Raw genomic sequence first — 13,222 nt, forward strand, 5'->3', positions numbered from 1 at the left:
AAAAAGGATTAGACGCGAACCTGGCCGTTGCGCACGAAGGGCGGCTTGACCACCCGCACGGGCAGCCAGCGGCCGCGGATGCAGATCTCGGCGGCCTCGCCCTCGGCGTGCGACTGCACGCGCGCCAATGCGATGGAACAGCCCATGGTCGGCGCGTGGCTGCCCGAGGTGGTTTCGCCGTCAGCGCCGTTCGGGAAGCGCACCGGCATGTGACCGCGCATGACGCCGCGGCCTTCCAGCACGAGACCGACCATGCGGCGGTCCGGCTGCGCATTCTCCAGCGCCGCACGGCCGATGAAATCGCGGTCGGCCGGCTCCAGCGCCACGGTCCAGGACAGACCGGCCTCGGCCGGGAAGGTGTCCTCGCTCATGTCCTGGCCGTAGAGATTCATGCCGGCCTCCAGCCGCAGCGTGTCGCGCGCGCCCAGCCCGCAGGGCTCGGCGCCGGCGTCGACGGCGGCGCGCCAGAAGTCCTGGGCCTGCTCGACGGGCAACACGATTTCGAAGCCGTCTTCGCCGGTGTAGCCAGTACGGCCGATGAAGACATCGCCAGCTTCGGTGCAGCGGAAGGGCTTGAGCGCCAGCGCGGCCTCGGCCGCGGCGCCATCCACCAGCTTGGGCAGAATCTCGGCAGCCTTGGGGCCCTGCAACGCGACGATGGTGCGGTCCTCGCGCAGGTGGATGCGGCAGTCGCCGAAGCGCTGCTCGCCCATCCAGTCGAGATCGGCCATGGCCGTGGCTGCGTTGAGAACAGCGCGGTAGCTGCCTTCAGCCACACGATAGATGATCAGGTCGTCCTTGACGCCACCGCGCTCGTCGAGCATGCAGGAGTACAGCGCGCGGCCGTCCTCCAGCTTGGCGACGTCGTTGGCCAGCAGGTAGCGCAGGAAGGCCTCGGCGTCCTTGCCTTCGATGTCCACGGCGCGCATGTGACCGACGTCGAAGATACCGGCAGCCTTGCGCACGGCGTGGTGTTCCTCGACCTGCGAGCGGTACTGCACAGGCATTTCCCATCCGCCGAAATCGATGAGGCGCGCGCCGGCCTCGGCGTGGAGCGGATGCAATACGGTTTTCTTGAGCTGGGTCATGGGCAACCGGGTCTGACGTGAATGAAGAAGGCTTGTGGCCGATTCTTAGCACGCCCCTCTGTCCGGTTACCTGAGAGTTTGGGCGCCCTGCCTTACTTATGGCCGGGCCCTTCCCCTTCGGTGGGCGCCTGATGCGCCGCTCTCCAGAGTGAATTGCGACCTCCTGCGAGGTCATTCCGCACTCCCTGATACCTGAGCGATTGCGGGCAGCTTGCGCCTTCGGTGGCCGACGCGCAGGTCGGCTCTCTCGCGCGGAATTGTCAATTCAGAGACCTAGGTTAGCGCAATTCGCCGCGGATTTCGACCTCCAGAGCCGTCCGGCCTCGACAACGCCGTATCCGCGGAGCCGCTAGAGTGGTGTCGAAACCAACGGAAGACGGCCCATGCAGGCGCATTGCAACGGTATTTCCCTTCACTACGAGACTTTCGGCGACCCGCGGCACCCGCCGGTGCTGCTCATCATGGGCCTGGGTGCGCAGATGATCCTGTGGCCGGAGGCCTTCTGCCGCGACCTCGCCGCGCGCGGGCACCATGTCATTCACTTCGACAATCGCGACTGCGGGCTGTCCCAACGCATGACGCACCTGCCGGTGCCGAAGATTCCAGCTGCCTGGGTCAAGGGCCGCCTCGGCCTGCCGCAGAAACCTGCCTATGGCCTCAACGACATGGCGCGCGACGCCGTCGGGCTGCTCGATGCCCTCGACATCAAGCGCGCCCACATCGTCGGCGCCTCCATGGGCGGCATGATCGCGCAGATCCTCGCCGCAAGGCACGCCGAGCGGGTGGCCAGCGCCACCCTGATCATGACCAGCAGCGGCCATCCGCGCCTGCCCGGCCCGGACTGGAAGCTGCAGCTGCGCATGACACGCGGCCCCAGCGACCGCTCGCGCGAAGGGCGCATCCGCTACGGCATGGCCACCTGGCGCGCCATCGGCAGCCCCGGTTATCCGGCGAGCGAGGAAGAGCTGCGCGCCAAGGTGGAGACCAGTTTCGACCGCGGCTTCTATCCGGCGGGGATGATGCGGCAGCTGCACGCCATCCTCGCCTCGGGCAGCCGCACGCGGCTGATCGCCCGCATCAGCCAGCCCGTAGCCGTCGTCCACGGCGAGGCCGATCCGCTGGTGCCGGTAGCCGCCGCCCACGACCTGGCCAAGCGTCTGCCGCAGGCCAGCCTGCATCTCTTTCCCGGCATGGGGCACGACTTCCCTGCGCCCCTGCTTGCGCCCATGGCGCAGATCGTCGCCGACACAGCGGCGCGAAGCGAGGAGGCGTCGACAGCGGCTGCATAGCGCCGGCGCGTGCGCAGCGGGCGCACTAAGCTACAGCCGTGAATACGACTGAGCAGCATCCCGACATCCACCGCCTGCACGTCTTCTTCGACGGCGGCTGCCCGACCTGCGCGCGCGAGATCGCGCACTATCGGCGCGTGGCATCCGGCGAGACCATCCACTGGGTGAATGCCGACGCCGACGATGCCACGCTGGCGCGTTTCGGTGTCGGCCGTAACGCCGCCATGCGCCAGCTCCACGCAGTCGACGAGGCCGGCACCTGGCACATCGGCGTTCCGGCCTTTCTGGCCATCTGGAAGCGCATCCCGCGCTACCGCTGGGCCGCCATGCTGGTGCGCGCGCTGCGACTGACCCGCCCAATGCAGTGGCTCTACGCGCGCTGGGCGCAACGCCGTTTCACCCGGCTCTGCCGCGCCGGCCGCTGCAGCACCGGCGAAAGCGCCTAAGGCCGAGCCTCAGCCGGCCAGCGGCGCCGGCACCATCGATGTGGCCCCGCCCAGCGCGCGCTCGACGAGCAGGCGCCGCAGGGGGCGGATGCGATTGACCATGGCCATGCCGGCGTCCCGCAACTCGGCGAACTCCGGACCAGTGCGATTGAACAGGCGATGCAATCCATCGGTGACGGCGATCATGTCGGCGGTCGCCGCGCGCCGGCGCCGGCTGTAGGCAGCCAGCGCGCGCGACAGCTGCAGCGGGTGCTCGGCCAGCGCCGCGACCAGCGCCTCGGCGTCGGCCAGGCCCAGATTGAGCCCCTGCCCGGCCAGCGGATGCACGACATGCGCAGCGTCGCCGACCAGCGCCAGGCGCTCGCCGCAGTAACGTTCGGCCTGAAGGGCCTGAAGCGGGAAGGCCGCGCGCCGGCTCTCCACCGTGATCGCGCCCAGCGCCTCCTGCGTGGCCTCCGTCAGCGCCGCGCCGAAGGCGTCGGGGTCCATCCCCATCAGCGTCTCGGCGCGCGCGCCGTCGGCAGACCAGACGATGGAGGCGCGCTGCGCGTCCAGCGGCAGCAAGGCCAGCACCCCGTCGGACAGGAAGCGCTGCCAGGCCGTTGCCTGCATGCCGGCCGCGACCTGCACATTGGCGACGATGCCCTGCTGCTCGTAGCCCCAGCTCGTGATGTCGATGCCGGCACCCTCGCGCAGGCGCGACGCGGCACCGTCGGCGGCCACGACCAGATCGGCCGTCAGCAGATCGCCGTCGGCGCAGTCGATCTCGACGCCGTGATCGCCCAGGGTCACACCACTGGCGCTCACCGGCAGCACGCGCAAGGCGGACTCGGCCCGTTGCCGCAGCGTCGCGGCCAGGGCGCCGTGGCCGACGATGCGGCCAAGGGCATCGCTGCCCGGCGGCGCATCGGCCAGGCTGAAGTGCAGGCCGTCGCGGATCGCGGAGCCCCAGACACGCATGTCGGTGTAGGGACAGCCCTCGGCGGCGATGCCCAGCCCGTCGAGCGCCTTCAGCGAGGCCGGCGACAGGGCGTAGTAGCGGATCTCTTCTTCGCCCGGATCGGCGACCGGCTCCGGTCCGGCAAGCAGGCTGACGCGATGGCCGGCTCCGGTCAGGCGCAGCGCGCAGGCCGTGCCGGCGACGCCGCCGCCCACCACGCAGATGCTGAGCCCGCGACTCATGACGCCGCCCGCAGCCGCGCCAAAGCCGGCAGGCCCAGGTTCTGCAGCATGACCTCGCGGTGTGCCGCGGGCAGAACCCCCAGCCCGGTCAGCCCCAGATGCCGCAGACCGGCGAGACCGGGCCAGCGATTCGAGAATATGCGCACCAGCCGGTCGGTGAATGCGATGGTGGCTTCGCGGTCCTCGGCGCGCAGCTCGGCGTAGCGCGACAGCGCGCTCTCGCCGCCCGGGTCACTGGCGCTGGCAGCCACCGCAGCGGCCGCCGCACAGTCACGCAGGCCCAGGTTGAAGCCCTGCGCAGCCACCGGATGCAGCGTCTGCGCGGCGTTGCCGGCCAGCAGCAGGCGCGGCGCGGTGATGCGCGTGGCCACCACCCGCCGCAGCGGCCAGCGCATGCGTCGGCCGGGATTCGAGAAGCTTCCCAGGCGCGAGCCGAAGGCCTTCTGCACGGCCGCGCAGAAGGCCTCATCCTTCAGCGTTGCAGTGACAGTCGTATCGCCGTGCGCCTGCGTCCAGACCAGCGTGCAGCGCCGCTCGCCGCGCGGCAGCACCGCCAGCGGTCCGCCGGGCAGAAAGCGCTCCCAGGCACAGCCGCCATGATCGCGCTGCACATCGACAGTGGACACCAGCGCGGTCTGGCCGTAGTCGAAGGCCTCGGTCGGGATTCCGGCGGCCGCACGCAGCGGAGAGTCGGTGCCATCGCAGGCCACCACCAGCCGCGCGCGCAGCGAACTTCCATCGTCGAGTTGCAGCGATGCGGCATCGTCTTCTGCCTGCATCGCGGCCACCGCAGCACCGTGGCGCAGCTCGGCGTCGGTGGCCTTGAGGGCGTCGAGCAGCGCGGCGTGCACGGCGCGCAGCGGCGTGTTGTAGCCCAGCGCCTCCAGCCCGGCATCGGCCGCGGAAAAACGCGCGCTGCCCAACCGGCCGGCCTCGTTGACGAGGGTGCTGCGAATGGGGGCGGCTTCGCCTTCGATATGTGACCAGACGCCGAGATCTTTGAGGATGACGACGCTGGCCGCGTTCAGGCCGATGCAGCGCTCGTCCGGCGCCGGCTCGGCCGGCGCGACGGGCACCGGCTCGATCATCACCGTCGATAGACCGGCCCGCGACATCGCCAGCGCCGCCGAGGCGCCGACCAGTCCGCCGCCGACGACGGCGACGTCGCAGTCGACCGCGCTCATTCGCGCACCGCGGCCATCAACGCCTCGATGGCCGAGCGGCTGCCGGGCAGATCGTCGGTGAGCACCTCTGGTTCATCTTCGGTGACCAGCACATTGTCCTCGATGCGCACGCCGATGCCGCGCCAGCGCGCGTCCACGCCGTCGTCGTCCGGCTGCACGTAGAGCCCCGGCTCGACCGTGGTGACCATGCCCGGCGCGAAGGCGCGCGACTCACCGTCGACCCGATAGCGCCCGACGTCGTGCACATCCAGCCCCAGCCAGTGGCCGGTGCCGTGCGGGAAGAAGCGACGCTGGGCGCCCTGCTCGATGAGGCCGTCGATCTCGCCGGACAGCCAGCCGAGATCGACCATGCCCTGCACCAGCACACGCGTGGCGGCCTCGTGCATGGCGGCCACCGGCTCACCGGCGCGCACCTTGGCGATAGCTTCCTGCTGCGCGGCATAGACGATGTCGTGCACCGACGCCTGCTCGGCGGAGAAACTGCCGCTGACCGGGAAGGTGCGCGTGATGTCCGCGGTATAGCCGCGGTATTCGCCGCCGGCGTCGATGAGCACCAGCTGGCCGTCGTCGATGCGATCTCTGTTCGATACGTAGTGCAACACGCAGGCATTGGCGCCACCGGCAACGATGCTGCCGTAACCCGGCTCCATGTCGTGCCGGCCGAATACGGCGTGGATTTCGGCGGCGAGCTGCCACTCGAAGACGCCCGGCACGGCCGCGCGCATCGCCGCGGCATGCGCCAGCGCCGAGACGCGTGCGGCATAGCGCATGTGTGCAAGCTCGGCCTCGGACTTGTGCAGGCGCAGCTCGTGCAGGCTGGTGTCGAGACCGAGGAAAGCCTCCGGGGCCGGCGGCCCGCGCCGTGACATCTCGCGCATGCGCTGCACGCAGGCGGTGACCTCGGCGTCCAGCTCGGGCCGGTCGCCCAGCTGCATGTGGACATTGCGGCGGCCCGCGAGCAGTTTGGGAAGCCGCTCCTCGAAGTCGTCCAGGCAGTGCGCCTCGTCGGCGCCGAAATGCGCGCAGGCGCCGTCGGTACCGAAACGCCGACCTTCCCAGATCTCGCGCTCGGGGTCGCGGTCGCGCACGAAGAGCGCCAGCTCGCCTTCGCTGCGGCCAGGCGCGAACACGGCGATGGCGTCGGGCTCGGGAAAGCCGGTCAGCCAGAGGAAGTCGCTGTCCTGCCGAAAGGGAAAGTGCACGTCGCGGTTGCGCTGCTGCTCGCGATTGGCAGGGAGAATGACGACACCCTCTTCGCCCACGCGCTCGGCGAGCGCACGCCGGCGCGCAGCGAAATCCTCGGCGGTCAGCTCGGGCGGCGCCTGGAAATGGCTCATGGGGGCATTCATGGCTAGTGCATGCGCGGGCCGGCGTTGGCGGGCGCATTCCGGCATTCGAGATGAATGAGCTGCACGACCACGCGCAGATACTCGACGAGCTCGGCGTAGGCGCCCTCCTCGGTCTCGAGGTCGTCGCCGCCTTCGATGGTGGCGCGCGTGAACTGCGTGATGTCGCTGATTGCCTCGCGCACTTCGTCGGAGGCCTTGTCGAGATCGAGCGAGCCGCTGCGCGCGATGCCGAAGAGGAAGCCGTCGCACCACATCGCCAGCGCGCGCGTACGCTGCTCCAGGCTGTGCCCCTCGTCGTCGGGCAGCAGCAAGGTCAGGCCGGCACCACCCTCGGCGAGTTCCGCAGCCACCGTCTCGCGCAGATCGTGCAGCGTCTTGCTGGCCTCGGGCAGCGCGTCGGCTTCCGCCGCCTCGCGCTCCTCGTCGAGGATCGTCAGCGGATCGATCTCCTTGGCGGGACGGGTGCACAGCACCCCGCAGAGCGCGCCGTGATACTGCGCGGGCTCGGCAGCCAGACCGGCGCCCCGCAGGGCCCGGGCCAGCGCTTCCATGGACAGCGTTTCGGACATCAGCCTGCGCCTTTCGCGACAATCCCTGATTATAGGGGCCACCTGCCCGTCGCGTCCGTCACCATGTCCAAGATCCCCGCGCTGCCCGAGCTGCTGCAACGGCTCGTCGCCGCGCCCTCGGTCTCCAGCGAGCATCCCGCCCACGACATGGGGAATCTCTCCGTCGTGCATCTGCTCGCCGAGTGGCTGGAGGCTCTCGGCTTCGCCGTCGAAATCCTGCCCCTGCCGGGGCGAACGGACAAGGCGAATCTGATCGCCACGCTCGGTCGCGGTCCGGGCGGGCTGGTGCTCGCCGGCCATACCGATACCGTACCCTTCGACGCGCAGGGCTGGGCCAGCGAGCCCTTCGACCTCGCCGAACGCGACGGCGCCTACTACGGGCTCGGCATCTGCGACATGAAGGGCTTCATCGGCATGGCCGTGGAGGCCGCCGCGGCCTTCGCTGAGCAGGATCTGGCGCAACCGCTGATCCTGCTCGCCACCGCCGACGAAGAATCCGGCATGGACGGCGCGCGCGCATTGGTCGCCGCCGGCAAGCCCAAGGCACGCCACGCCGTCATCGGCGAGCCCACCGGCCTGCGCCCGGTGCGGCTGCACAAGGGCATTCTCATGGACTCGTTGCACATCCACGGCCACGCCGGACATTCCTCGCGCCCGGATCTGGGCGCCAACGCGATCCGCGGCATGCATCAGGTGCTGGGCGCGCTGGTCGCGCACGACGCCGGCTTCGCGCACCGCTGCGGCGGCCACGGCTTCGCCATCGATCATCCGACGATGAATCTGGGTTGCATCGAGGGCGGCGACTCGGCCAACCGCATCCCGGCGCACTGCCGGCTGGATGTCGATCTGCGCTTCGGTCCCGGCGAGGATATGCAGGCGCTGCGCACAGCCATGCGCGAGGCCGCGGCGGCCGGCCTGAGCGAGGTCGGCTGCCGCTTCGAGGCACAGACGCTGTTCGACGGCATCCCCGCCTTCGAGACCGCGGCCGAGGCCGCCATCGTGCGCGCCTGCGAACAGCTCACCGGCCACAGCGCCGAGGCGGTGGACTTCGCCACCGAAGGCCCCTTCCTGAACCGGCTCGGCATGGACACGGTCATCCTCGGCCCCGGCGACATCACGGTGGCGCATCAGCCCGACGAGCATCTGCCGCTGGATCGCATCAAGCCAACGCAGAAACTGCTGCGCGAGCTGATTGCGCGCTTCTGCCTGGAAAGCGGATAAACCGCAGATTTCGCAGATTGGCGCAGATTGTTTCGATTGAAGGCGATGTCGCGTAGCGACGAGCCAGTCCGATCCGTGCCCTTTGAGGGGTAATTCGCGACCGACTTGCCAGTGGCAAGTCGCAGCGCGAATTACGGCTGGGCCATGGAAGGCCCAGCCTGGGTCACTTTGATGAGGCCCGGAAGACCGAATCTAGTGACCGCGGCGATCTTCGCGCGACGCATGGGCCGCGGTTGCCCGCCGTCCATGGCGCTACCTCTTCGCTATAACCACGCCCCGGCCCGGACATCCCTGTCCGGGCGCTCCCAGCGCTGCGAAGTGCCACTGGCACTTCGGTCGCTGCTCGCCCCCGAGCACGTCGCCCGACTCGGGAACCTGCCGCGGCGCAGCCGCGGCAGGCCACCCGGCGGGCACCATGGCTTTGGGTACTTTGGCCGAAACCAAAGTACCCCGCGCCGATCGCGCGGCACTGTTCGATAGCGCCAATGTTATGAGGCGCGGAACTCGCGAGCAGAACGGGGCCAATAGGGGTCCGCAGGATGGTGCGTCGCTTCGCGACATCGCTGCGAACCAGCAAACAATCTGCGCCAATCTGCGAAATCTGCGGTTCAAATACACGCCGCAGCACAGCGCCAAAGCCATCACCCAGCCAATCGCAAGGCTAGAATGCCGCGATGACCACCGAGGCCTCACCGCAAAGCTTTGTCAGCGCGCTGCGCGCAGCCGCGCCGTATGTGCATGCGCACCACGGCCGCGTCTTCGTGCTGTGCTTCGGCGGCGAAGCCGTATCGGCAGCGGATTTCGACGCGCTGATCTACGACATCGCGCTGCTGCACAGCCTGGGCGTGCAGCTGGTGCTGGTGCATGGCGCGCGCCCGCAGATCAGCGCCGAGATCGCGCGCAGCGGGCTGGAGGCGCGCTTTCACGGCAATCTGCGCATCACCGATCGGCCGACGCTGGATTGCGTGACGCGGGCCGTGGGCGCGCTGCGCAGCGACATCGAGGCACGGCTGTCGACCAGCCTGGCGAGCACGCCCATGGGCGGCGCGCGCCTGCGCACGGCCGGCGGCAACTGGGTGACGGCGCGGCCGGTGGGCGTGCGCGACGGCGTCGACCTGGAGCATACCGGCGAAGTGCGGCGCGTCGACGCCGCCACCATGCGCGAGGCACTGGCCGCGCGGCAGATCGTGCTGCTGTCGCCGCTCGGTTATTCGCCGTCGGGCGAGATCTTCAATCTGCGCGCCGAGGATGTCGCCACGGCCGCTGCCACCGCGCTGCGTGCCGACAAGCTGGTTTTCGTCACGCCCGGCGAGCCCAGGGCCTGGCCACTGGCCGAGATCGCCGGCGACGCCGGCCAGATTCCGGCCAGCGAAGCGCGCGCGCTGCTGAACGACAGCGGCGAGCGACTGGCCGCGCTGGATGCCGACTACATCCGCAGTGCGGTCACCGCCTGTACGGCCGGTGTGGCGCGCGTGCATCTCATCGGCCACGCCGAGGACGGGGCGGTGCTGCGCGAGCTCTACACACGCGACGGCGCCGGACTCTTCGTGCACGCCGACGATGCCTACGAGACGACGCGCGCGGCGACCATCGACGATATCGGCGGCATCCTGGCGCTGATCGCGCCGCTGGAAACCGACGGCAAGCTGGTGCCGCGCTCGCGCGAGCAGCTGGAGCTGGAGATCGAGCATTTCGCCGTCACCAAGCGCGACGGCCTGGTCATCGCCTGCGCGGCACTGCTGCCGCTGGGCGACGGCAGCGCCGCCGAGCTGGCCTGCGTGGCCGTGCACGCGGAGTATCGCGGCGGCGGCCGCGCGGCCGCGCTGCTTGCCCACCTCGAGACGCGTGCACGGCGTCAGGGCATCGCGAGCATTTTCGCGCTGACCACCGCCGCGCCGCACTGGTTCATCGAGCACGGCTTCGCCAAGACCGCGCCCGACGCACTGCCGGTGGCGCGGCGCGAGCTCTACAACTACCAGCGCAACTCACTCGTTCTGCAGAAGACCATCCCCGCATGAGCACCGATAGCGACGATCTGGTGCGCCGCTCGCTGGCGCACGTCTGGCACCCCTGCACGCAGATGAAGGATCACGAGTGGCTGCCGCTCGTGCCCGTCGAGCGCGCCGAGGGCGCCTGGCTCTACGGGCCGAACGGCGAGCGCTATCTCGACGCCGTCAGCTCCTGGTGGACGAATATCTTCGGGCATCGCCACCCGCACATCGTCGAGCGCCTGAAGACCCAGCTCGACACCCTCGACCACGCCATGCTGGCCGGCTTCACGCACCCGCCGGTGGTCGAGCTCTCCGAGCGGCTGGCCGCCATCACGCCGGGCGGATTGTCGCGCTGCATGTACGCGGACAACGGCTCCAGCGCCATCGAGGTGGCGCTGAAGATGTCGCACCACTACTGGGTGAACAGCGGCCAGCCGCAGCGCACGCGTTTCATCGCGCTCTCGGGCAGCTACCACGGCGAGACCATGGGCGCACTGGCCGTGAGCAGCACCGGGCTCTACCGCGACGCCTACAAGGCGCTGCTCATGGAACCCATTGTCGTGCAGGCCCCCGACTGCGGCGTCATGGATCCGGGCACGCGTGCGCCCGGCGTGTCCTGGGAGGATCACGCGCGCCGCACCTTCAAGGAGATGGAGGCCGCGCTGGAGGCGCACGCGCACGAAACCGCAGCGGTCATCGTCGAACCCATGCTGCAGTGCGCCGGCGGCATGCGCATGTGGCCGCCGATCTATCTCAAGCTGCTGCGCGAGGCCTGCGATCGCCATGGCGTGCATCTCATCGCCGACGAGATCGCCACCGGCTTCTGCCGCACCGGCAAGCTCTTCGCCTGCGAATGGGCGGACATCGAGCCGGACTTCCTCTGCCTTTCGAAGGGACTGACCGGCGGCACACTGCCGCTGGCCGTGTGCATGACCAACGAGCAGGTCTACCGGGCCTTCTACGACGACTACAGCAGCGGCAAGGCCTTCCTTCACTCGCACAGCTATACCGGCAACCCGCTGACCTGCACGGCGGCGCTGGCCACCCTCGACATCCTGGAGGAGCGCGACTGGCCGGCGCATGTGCGCAAGCTGGGCCAGCACCTCTGGAACCAGGTGTCCGAGCTGACGCGGCACCCGCATGTCGCCGACGTCCGCCAGCAGGGCTTCGTCCTGGCCATCGACCTGGCCGCAGACGGCCCCGGGCGCGTGCCCTACCCGGCCGGCGAGCGGCGCGGGCTGCGCGTCTACCAGCACGGGCTGTCGCAGGGCGCGCTGCTGCGGCCGCTGGGCAACACGGTGTACTTCATGCCGCCCTACTGCGTCACCGAGGAAGAGATCGACTGGATGGCCGGCGTCGCCATCGAGGGCATTCAGCGCGCCACTGCGGGTTGAGCCGGAGCACTGTCGCGCGCGGCGTCGCCGACCTCGCTGACGGCCAGCGTCACCATCTTCAGCATGGCCGCATGCAGCGGCGTCTTGTCGAGATAGCGGATCACCCCCGGCAGCGCCAGATAACTGCTACCGATACCGATGAAAGCATCGAGGTCCGCCGAGAAACGACTGGCGGCGCCGCGCACGGCGTTGCTGTGCACGACCCGGCCGCTGGCCACATCCAGCACGCGCAGATCCATCGTCAGCGAGGAGCTGCCGCGGCGCAGCCAGATGATGGTGAAGCTGTCGTTGCCCACCGGGATCGGCACCGGTAGCGCACCGCCACCCGCCGGCTCGAAGCTGCTGATGGCCGCGACCAAGACCAGGTCGGCGCCTTCCAGCGAATTCTCCAGGCTGACCGTCTCACCCTGCTCGGCGCGCATGATGCGCTCGCGCGCCAACTCATCCAGCTCGTCGCGCTCGAGCAAAGTGAAGGCCTCGGTGTTGAGCAGCCCCGTCACCAGCAGATCGCGCGCGCCGGCGAGGAAATCCTCAGCGCTGGCGTTGTGGTCGCCAGTGGCCAGCCCGGCCTCCAGCGCCGAGAACTGGCCGGTGCGGGTGTTGTCGCGCAGCGGCGCCACCACGAGGCGCGGCCGTGCCTCCGCCGGCAGTTCGCGCAGCGTGGCAATGGCCTCGCGGCCGCTCTGCGTCAGCTCGATCTTCTGCGTGGCGCAGCCTGCCGGTAGTACAAGGGCGAGCAGCAGGAGCAGACGCGCCGCGGGGCTAGACCTTGGTCTCGACAATGTGTCGCACGGCCGCATCGATCGCGTTACGCAGCGCCGTTTCCATGGGCGTCTTGCTGTAGGTGCCCAACCCGATCGGCAGCTGACCGCGCGCGAAGAAGATGCCGACCTGATTCGAGCGCGAGGTCGCCTCAACCGTGGTGGCATTGACGACGCGGCCGGTCTCGACGTCGATGATGCGCAGATTCATCGTGATACAGGCCTTGCCGGTGCCGCCGAAGAGCAGCGAGAAGCCGGAGCAGTCGGGCTCGAAGGCGACCACCGCGCCGCGGATGAGCAGCTCGGCGCCCTCGAACTGGCCGACCTCGGCCGCCGTATCGGCGCGGAACTCGGCGCCCGACTGCAGCGCCTGCTCCTCGCGCACCTCGTCGAGCCGCGCGCGCTCGAGCACGATGAAACGCCCGCTGTTGAAGAGCGCGTCGGTCAGGAAATCCGACAGCGCCAGGCCGACGTCGGGGCCGGCGCGCATGTCGAAGCGGCTGACCGCGATGCGGCGCTGCTCGCCTTCGATCGGCTGCTGCTGCGCCTGCGAGATCGTCGGGGCCGTGCCCGAGGAACTGACCACCTGCGCCGAGGAACCCGCACAGCCGGCGAGCAGCGCCACGAGCAGGGAAACCGCCAGAAGATGCATCCGCTTGACCATGATCCTTCGCTCCATCGTGCGCTCGGCGCCCCAGCTTGGACGCTCTCTACTAATACGTACTTTGACTGAATCATGGATGAAGGC

The 13,222-nt window shown here is 69.6% G+C and carries 12 protein-coding genes and 2 riboswitches; of the genes, 5 read left to right on the forward strand and 7 right to left on the reverse strand.

The features are described from left to right. Positions 1-8: 8 nt before the first annotated feature. Positions 9-1,088, reverse strand: a complete 1,080-nt coding sequence (gene gcvT, locus U743_RS12500) for a glycine cleavage system aminomethyltransferase GcvT (protein ID WP_043768713.1) — start codon at positions 1,086-1,088, stop codon at positions 9-11. 48 nt (positions 1,089-1,136) lie between these two features. Continuing rightward, positions 1,137-1,245: riboswitch (glycine riboswitch) on the reverse strand. A gap of 12 nt (positions 1,246-1,257) precedes the next feature. Continuing rightward, positions 1,258-1,350, reverse strand: a riboswitch (glycine riboswitch). A gap of 121 nt (positions 1,351-1,471) precedes the next feature. Between gcvT and U743_RS12505 the strand changes: the two genes are divergently transcribed. Continuing rightward, positions 1,472-2,377 (forward strand): alpha/beta fold hydrolase, encoded by a 906-nt coding sequence (locus U743_RS12505; RefSeq protein ID WP_043768715.1) that lies wholly within the window; start codon positions 1,472-1,474, stop codon positions 2,375-2,377. Positions 2,378-2,415: 38 nt separating this feature from the next. Next, a complete protein-coding gene (locus tag U743_RS12510) occupies positions 2,416-2,823 on the forward strand; it encodes a thiol-disulfide oxidoreductase DCC family protein (protein WP_156966434.1) in 408 nt (135 codons plus the stop codon). Between the two features lie 9 nt (positions 2,824-2,832). Here U743_RS12510 and U743_RS12515 read toward each other — a convergent pair whose 3' ends face one another. The 4 genes from U743_RS12515 to U743_RS18195 are packed head-to-tail and all read right to left on the reverse strand — an operon-like array spanning position 2,833 to position 7,107. After that, positions 2,833-4,005: an FAD-dependent monooxygenase gene (locus tag U743_RS12515; protein WP_043768717.1), complete on the reverse strand. Its 1,173-nt coding sequence runs from the start codon at positions 4,003-4,005 to the stop codon at positions 2,833-2,835. Further along, the gene (locus tag U743_RS12520; protein ID WP_043768720.1) at positions 4,002-5,189 is read right to left on the reverse strand and encodes an FAD-dependent monooxygenase; all 1,188 of its coding nucleotides are present in this window, start codon (positions 5,187-5,189) and stop codon (positions 4,002-4,004) included. Before U743_RS12520 ends, U743_RS12515 begins: the two co-directional genes overlap by 4 nt. Further along, positions 5,186-6,526, reverse strand: coding sequence for an aminopeptidase P N-terminal domain-containing protein (locus tag U743_RS12525; protein ID WP_043772098.1), 1,341 nt, complete (start codon positions 6,524-6,526; stop codon positions 5,186-5,188). The genes U743_RS12520 and U743_RS12525 overlap by 4 nt, the downstream gene beginning before the upstream one ends. Before the next feature lie 14 nt (positions 6,527-6,540). Next, positions 6,541-7,107 (reverse strand): UPF0149 family protein, encoded by a 567-nt coding sequence (locus tag U743_RS18195; RefSeq protein ID WP_052368100.1) that lies wholly within the window; start codon positions 7,105-7,107, stop codon positions 6,541-6,543. Positions 7,108-7,170: 63 nt separating this feature from the next. On the opposite strand from U743_RS18195, the gene argE reads away from it, so the two are divergent. The 3 genes from argE (at position 7,171) to bioA (ending at position 11,713) form a co-directional block, all read left to right on the forward strand. Continuing rightward, positions 7,171-8,328: an acetylornithine deacetylase gene (gene argE, locus U743_RS12535; protein WP_043768723.1), complete on the forward strand. Its 1,158-nt coding sequence runs from the start codon at positions 7,171-7,173 to the stop codon at positions 8,326-8,328. A gap of 674 nt (positions 8,329-9,002) precedes the next feature. Then, positions 9,003-10,346: an amino-acid N-acetyltransferase gene (argA, locus tag U743_RS12540; protein ID WP_043768725.1), complete on the forward strand. Its 1,344-nt coding sequence runs from the start codon at positions 9,003-9,005 to the stop codon at positions 10,344-10,346. Next, positions 10,343-11,713, forward strand: coding sequence for an adenosylmethionine--8-amino-7-oxononanoate transaminase (gene bioA / locus U743_RS12545; protein ID WP_043768728.1), 1,371 nt, complete (start codon positions 10,343-10,345; stop codon positions 11,711-11,713). The genes argA and bioA overlap by 4 nt, the downstream gene beginning before the upstream one ends. Here the strand turns inward: bioA and U743_RS12550 are convergent. Together U743_RS12550 and U743_RS12555 are read right to left on the reverse strand one after the other, a co-directional pair. After that, positions 11,692-12,495, reverse strand: a complete 804-nt coding sequence (locus tag U743_RS12550) for a CsgG/HfaB family protein (RefSeq protein ID WP_043768730.1) — start codon at positions 12,493-12,495, stop codon at positions 11,692-11,694. The genes bioA and U743_RS12550 overlap by 22 nt on opposite strands. Continuing rightward, on the reverse strand, positions 12,476-13,138 hold the full coding sequence (locus U743_RS12555; protein ID WP_043768732.1) for a CsgG/HfaB family protein: 663 nt from the start codon (positions 13,136-13,138) through the stop codon (positions 12,476-12,478). Before U743_RS12555 ends, U743_RS12550 begins: the two co-directional genes overlap by 20 nt. Positions 13,139-13,222 lie beyond the last annotated feature (84 nt).

Origin of the sequence: Algiphilus aromaticivorans DG1253 (assembly GCF_000733765.1) — a bacterium.
GTDB lineage: Bacteria > Pseudomonadota > Gammaproteobacteria > Nevskiales > Nevskiaceae > Algiphilus > Algiphilus aromaticivorans.

Bases quoted from the DNA above. Each gene is read 5' to 3' on its own strand.
- U743_RS12520 (WP_043768720.1), bottom strand. From the start codon at position 5,189: ATGAGCGCGGTCGACTGCGACGTCGCCGTCGTCGGCGGCGGACTGGTC.
- U743_RS12555 (WP_043768732.1), bottom strand. From the start codon at position 13,138: ATGGTCAAGCGGATGCATCTTCTGGCGGTTTCCCTGCTCGTGGCGCTG.
- gcvT (WP_043768713.1), bottom strand. From the start codon at position 1,088: ATGACCCAGCTCAAGAAAACCGTATTGCATCCGCTCCACGCCGAGGCC.
- U743_RS12505 (WP_043768715.1), top strand. From the start codon at position 1,472: ATGCAGGCGCATTGCAACGGTATTTCCCTTCACTACGAGACTTTCGGC.
- U743_RS12525 (WP_043772098.1), bottom strand. From the start codon at position 6,526: ATGAGCCATTTCCAGGCGCCGCCCGAGCTGACCGCCGAGGATTTCGCT.
- argE (WP_043768723.1), top strand. From the start codon at position 7,171: ATGTCCAAGATCCCCGCGCTGCCCGAGCTGCTGCAACGGCTCGTCGCC.
- U743_RS18195 (WP_052368100.1), bottom strand. From the start codon at position 7,107: ATGTCCGAAACGCTGTCCATGGAAGCGCTGGCCCGGGCCCTGCGGGGC.
- U743_RS12515 (WP_043768717.1), bottom strand. From the start codon at position 4,005: ATGAGTCGCGGGCTCAGCATCTGCGTGGTGGGCGGCGGCGTCGCCGGC.
- argA (WP_043768725.1), top strand. From the start codon at position 9,003: ATGACCACCGAGGCCTCACCGCAAAGCTTTGTCAGCGCGCTGCGCGCA.
- bioA (WP_043768728.1), top strand. From the start codon at position 10,343: ATGAGCACCGATAGCGACGATCTGGTGCGCCGCTCGCTGGCGCACGTC.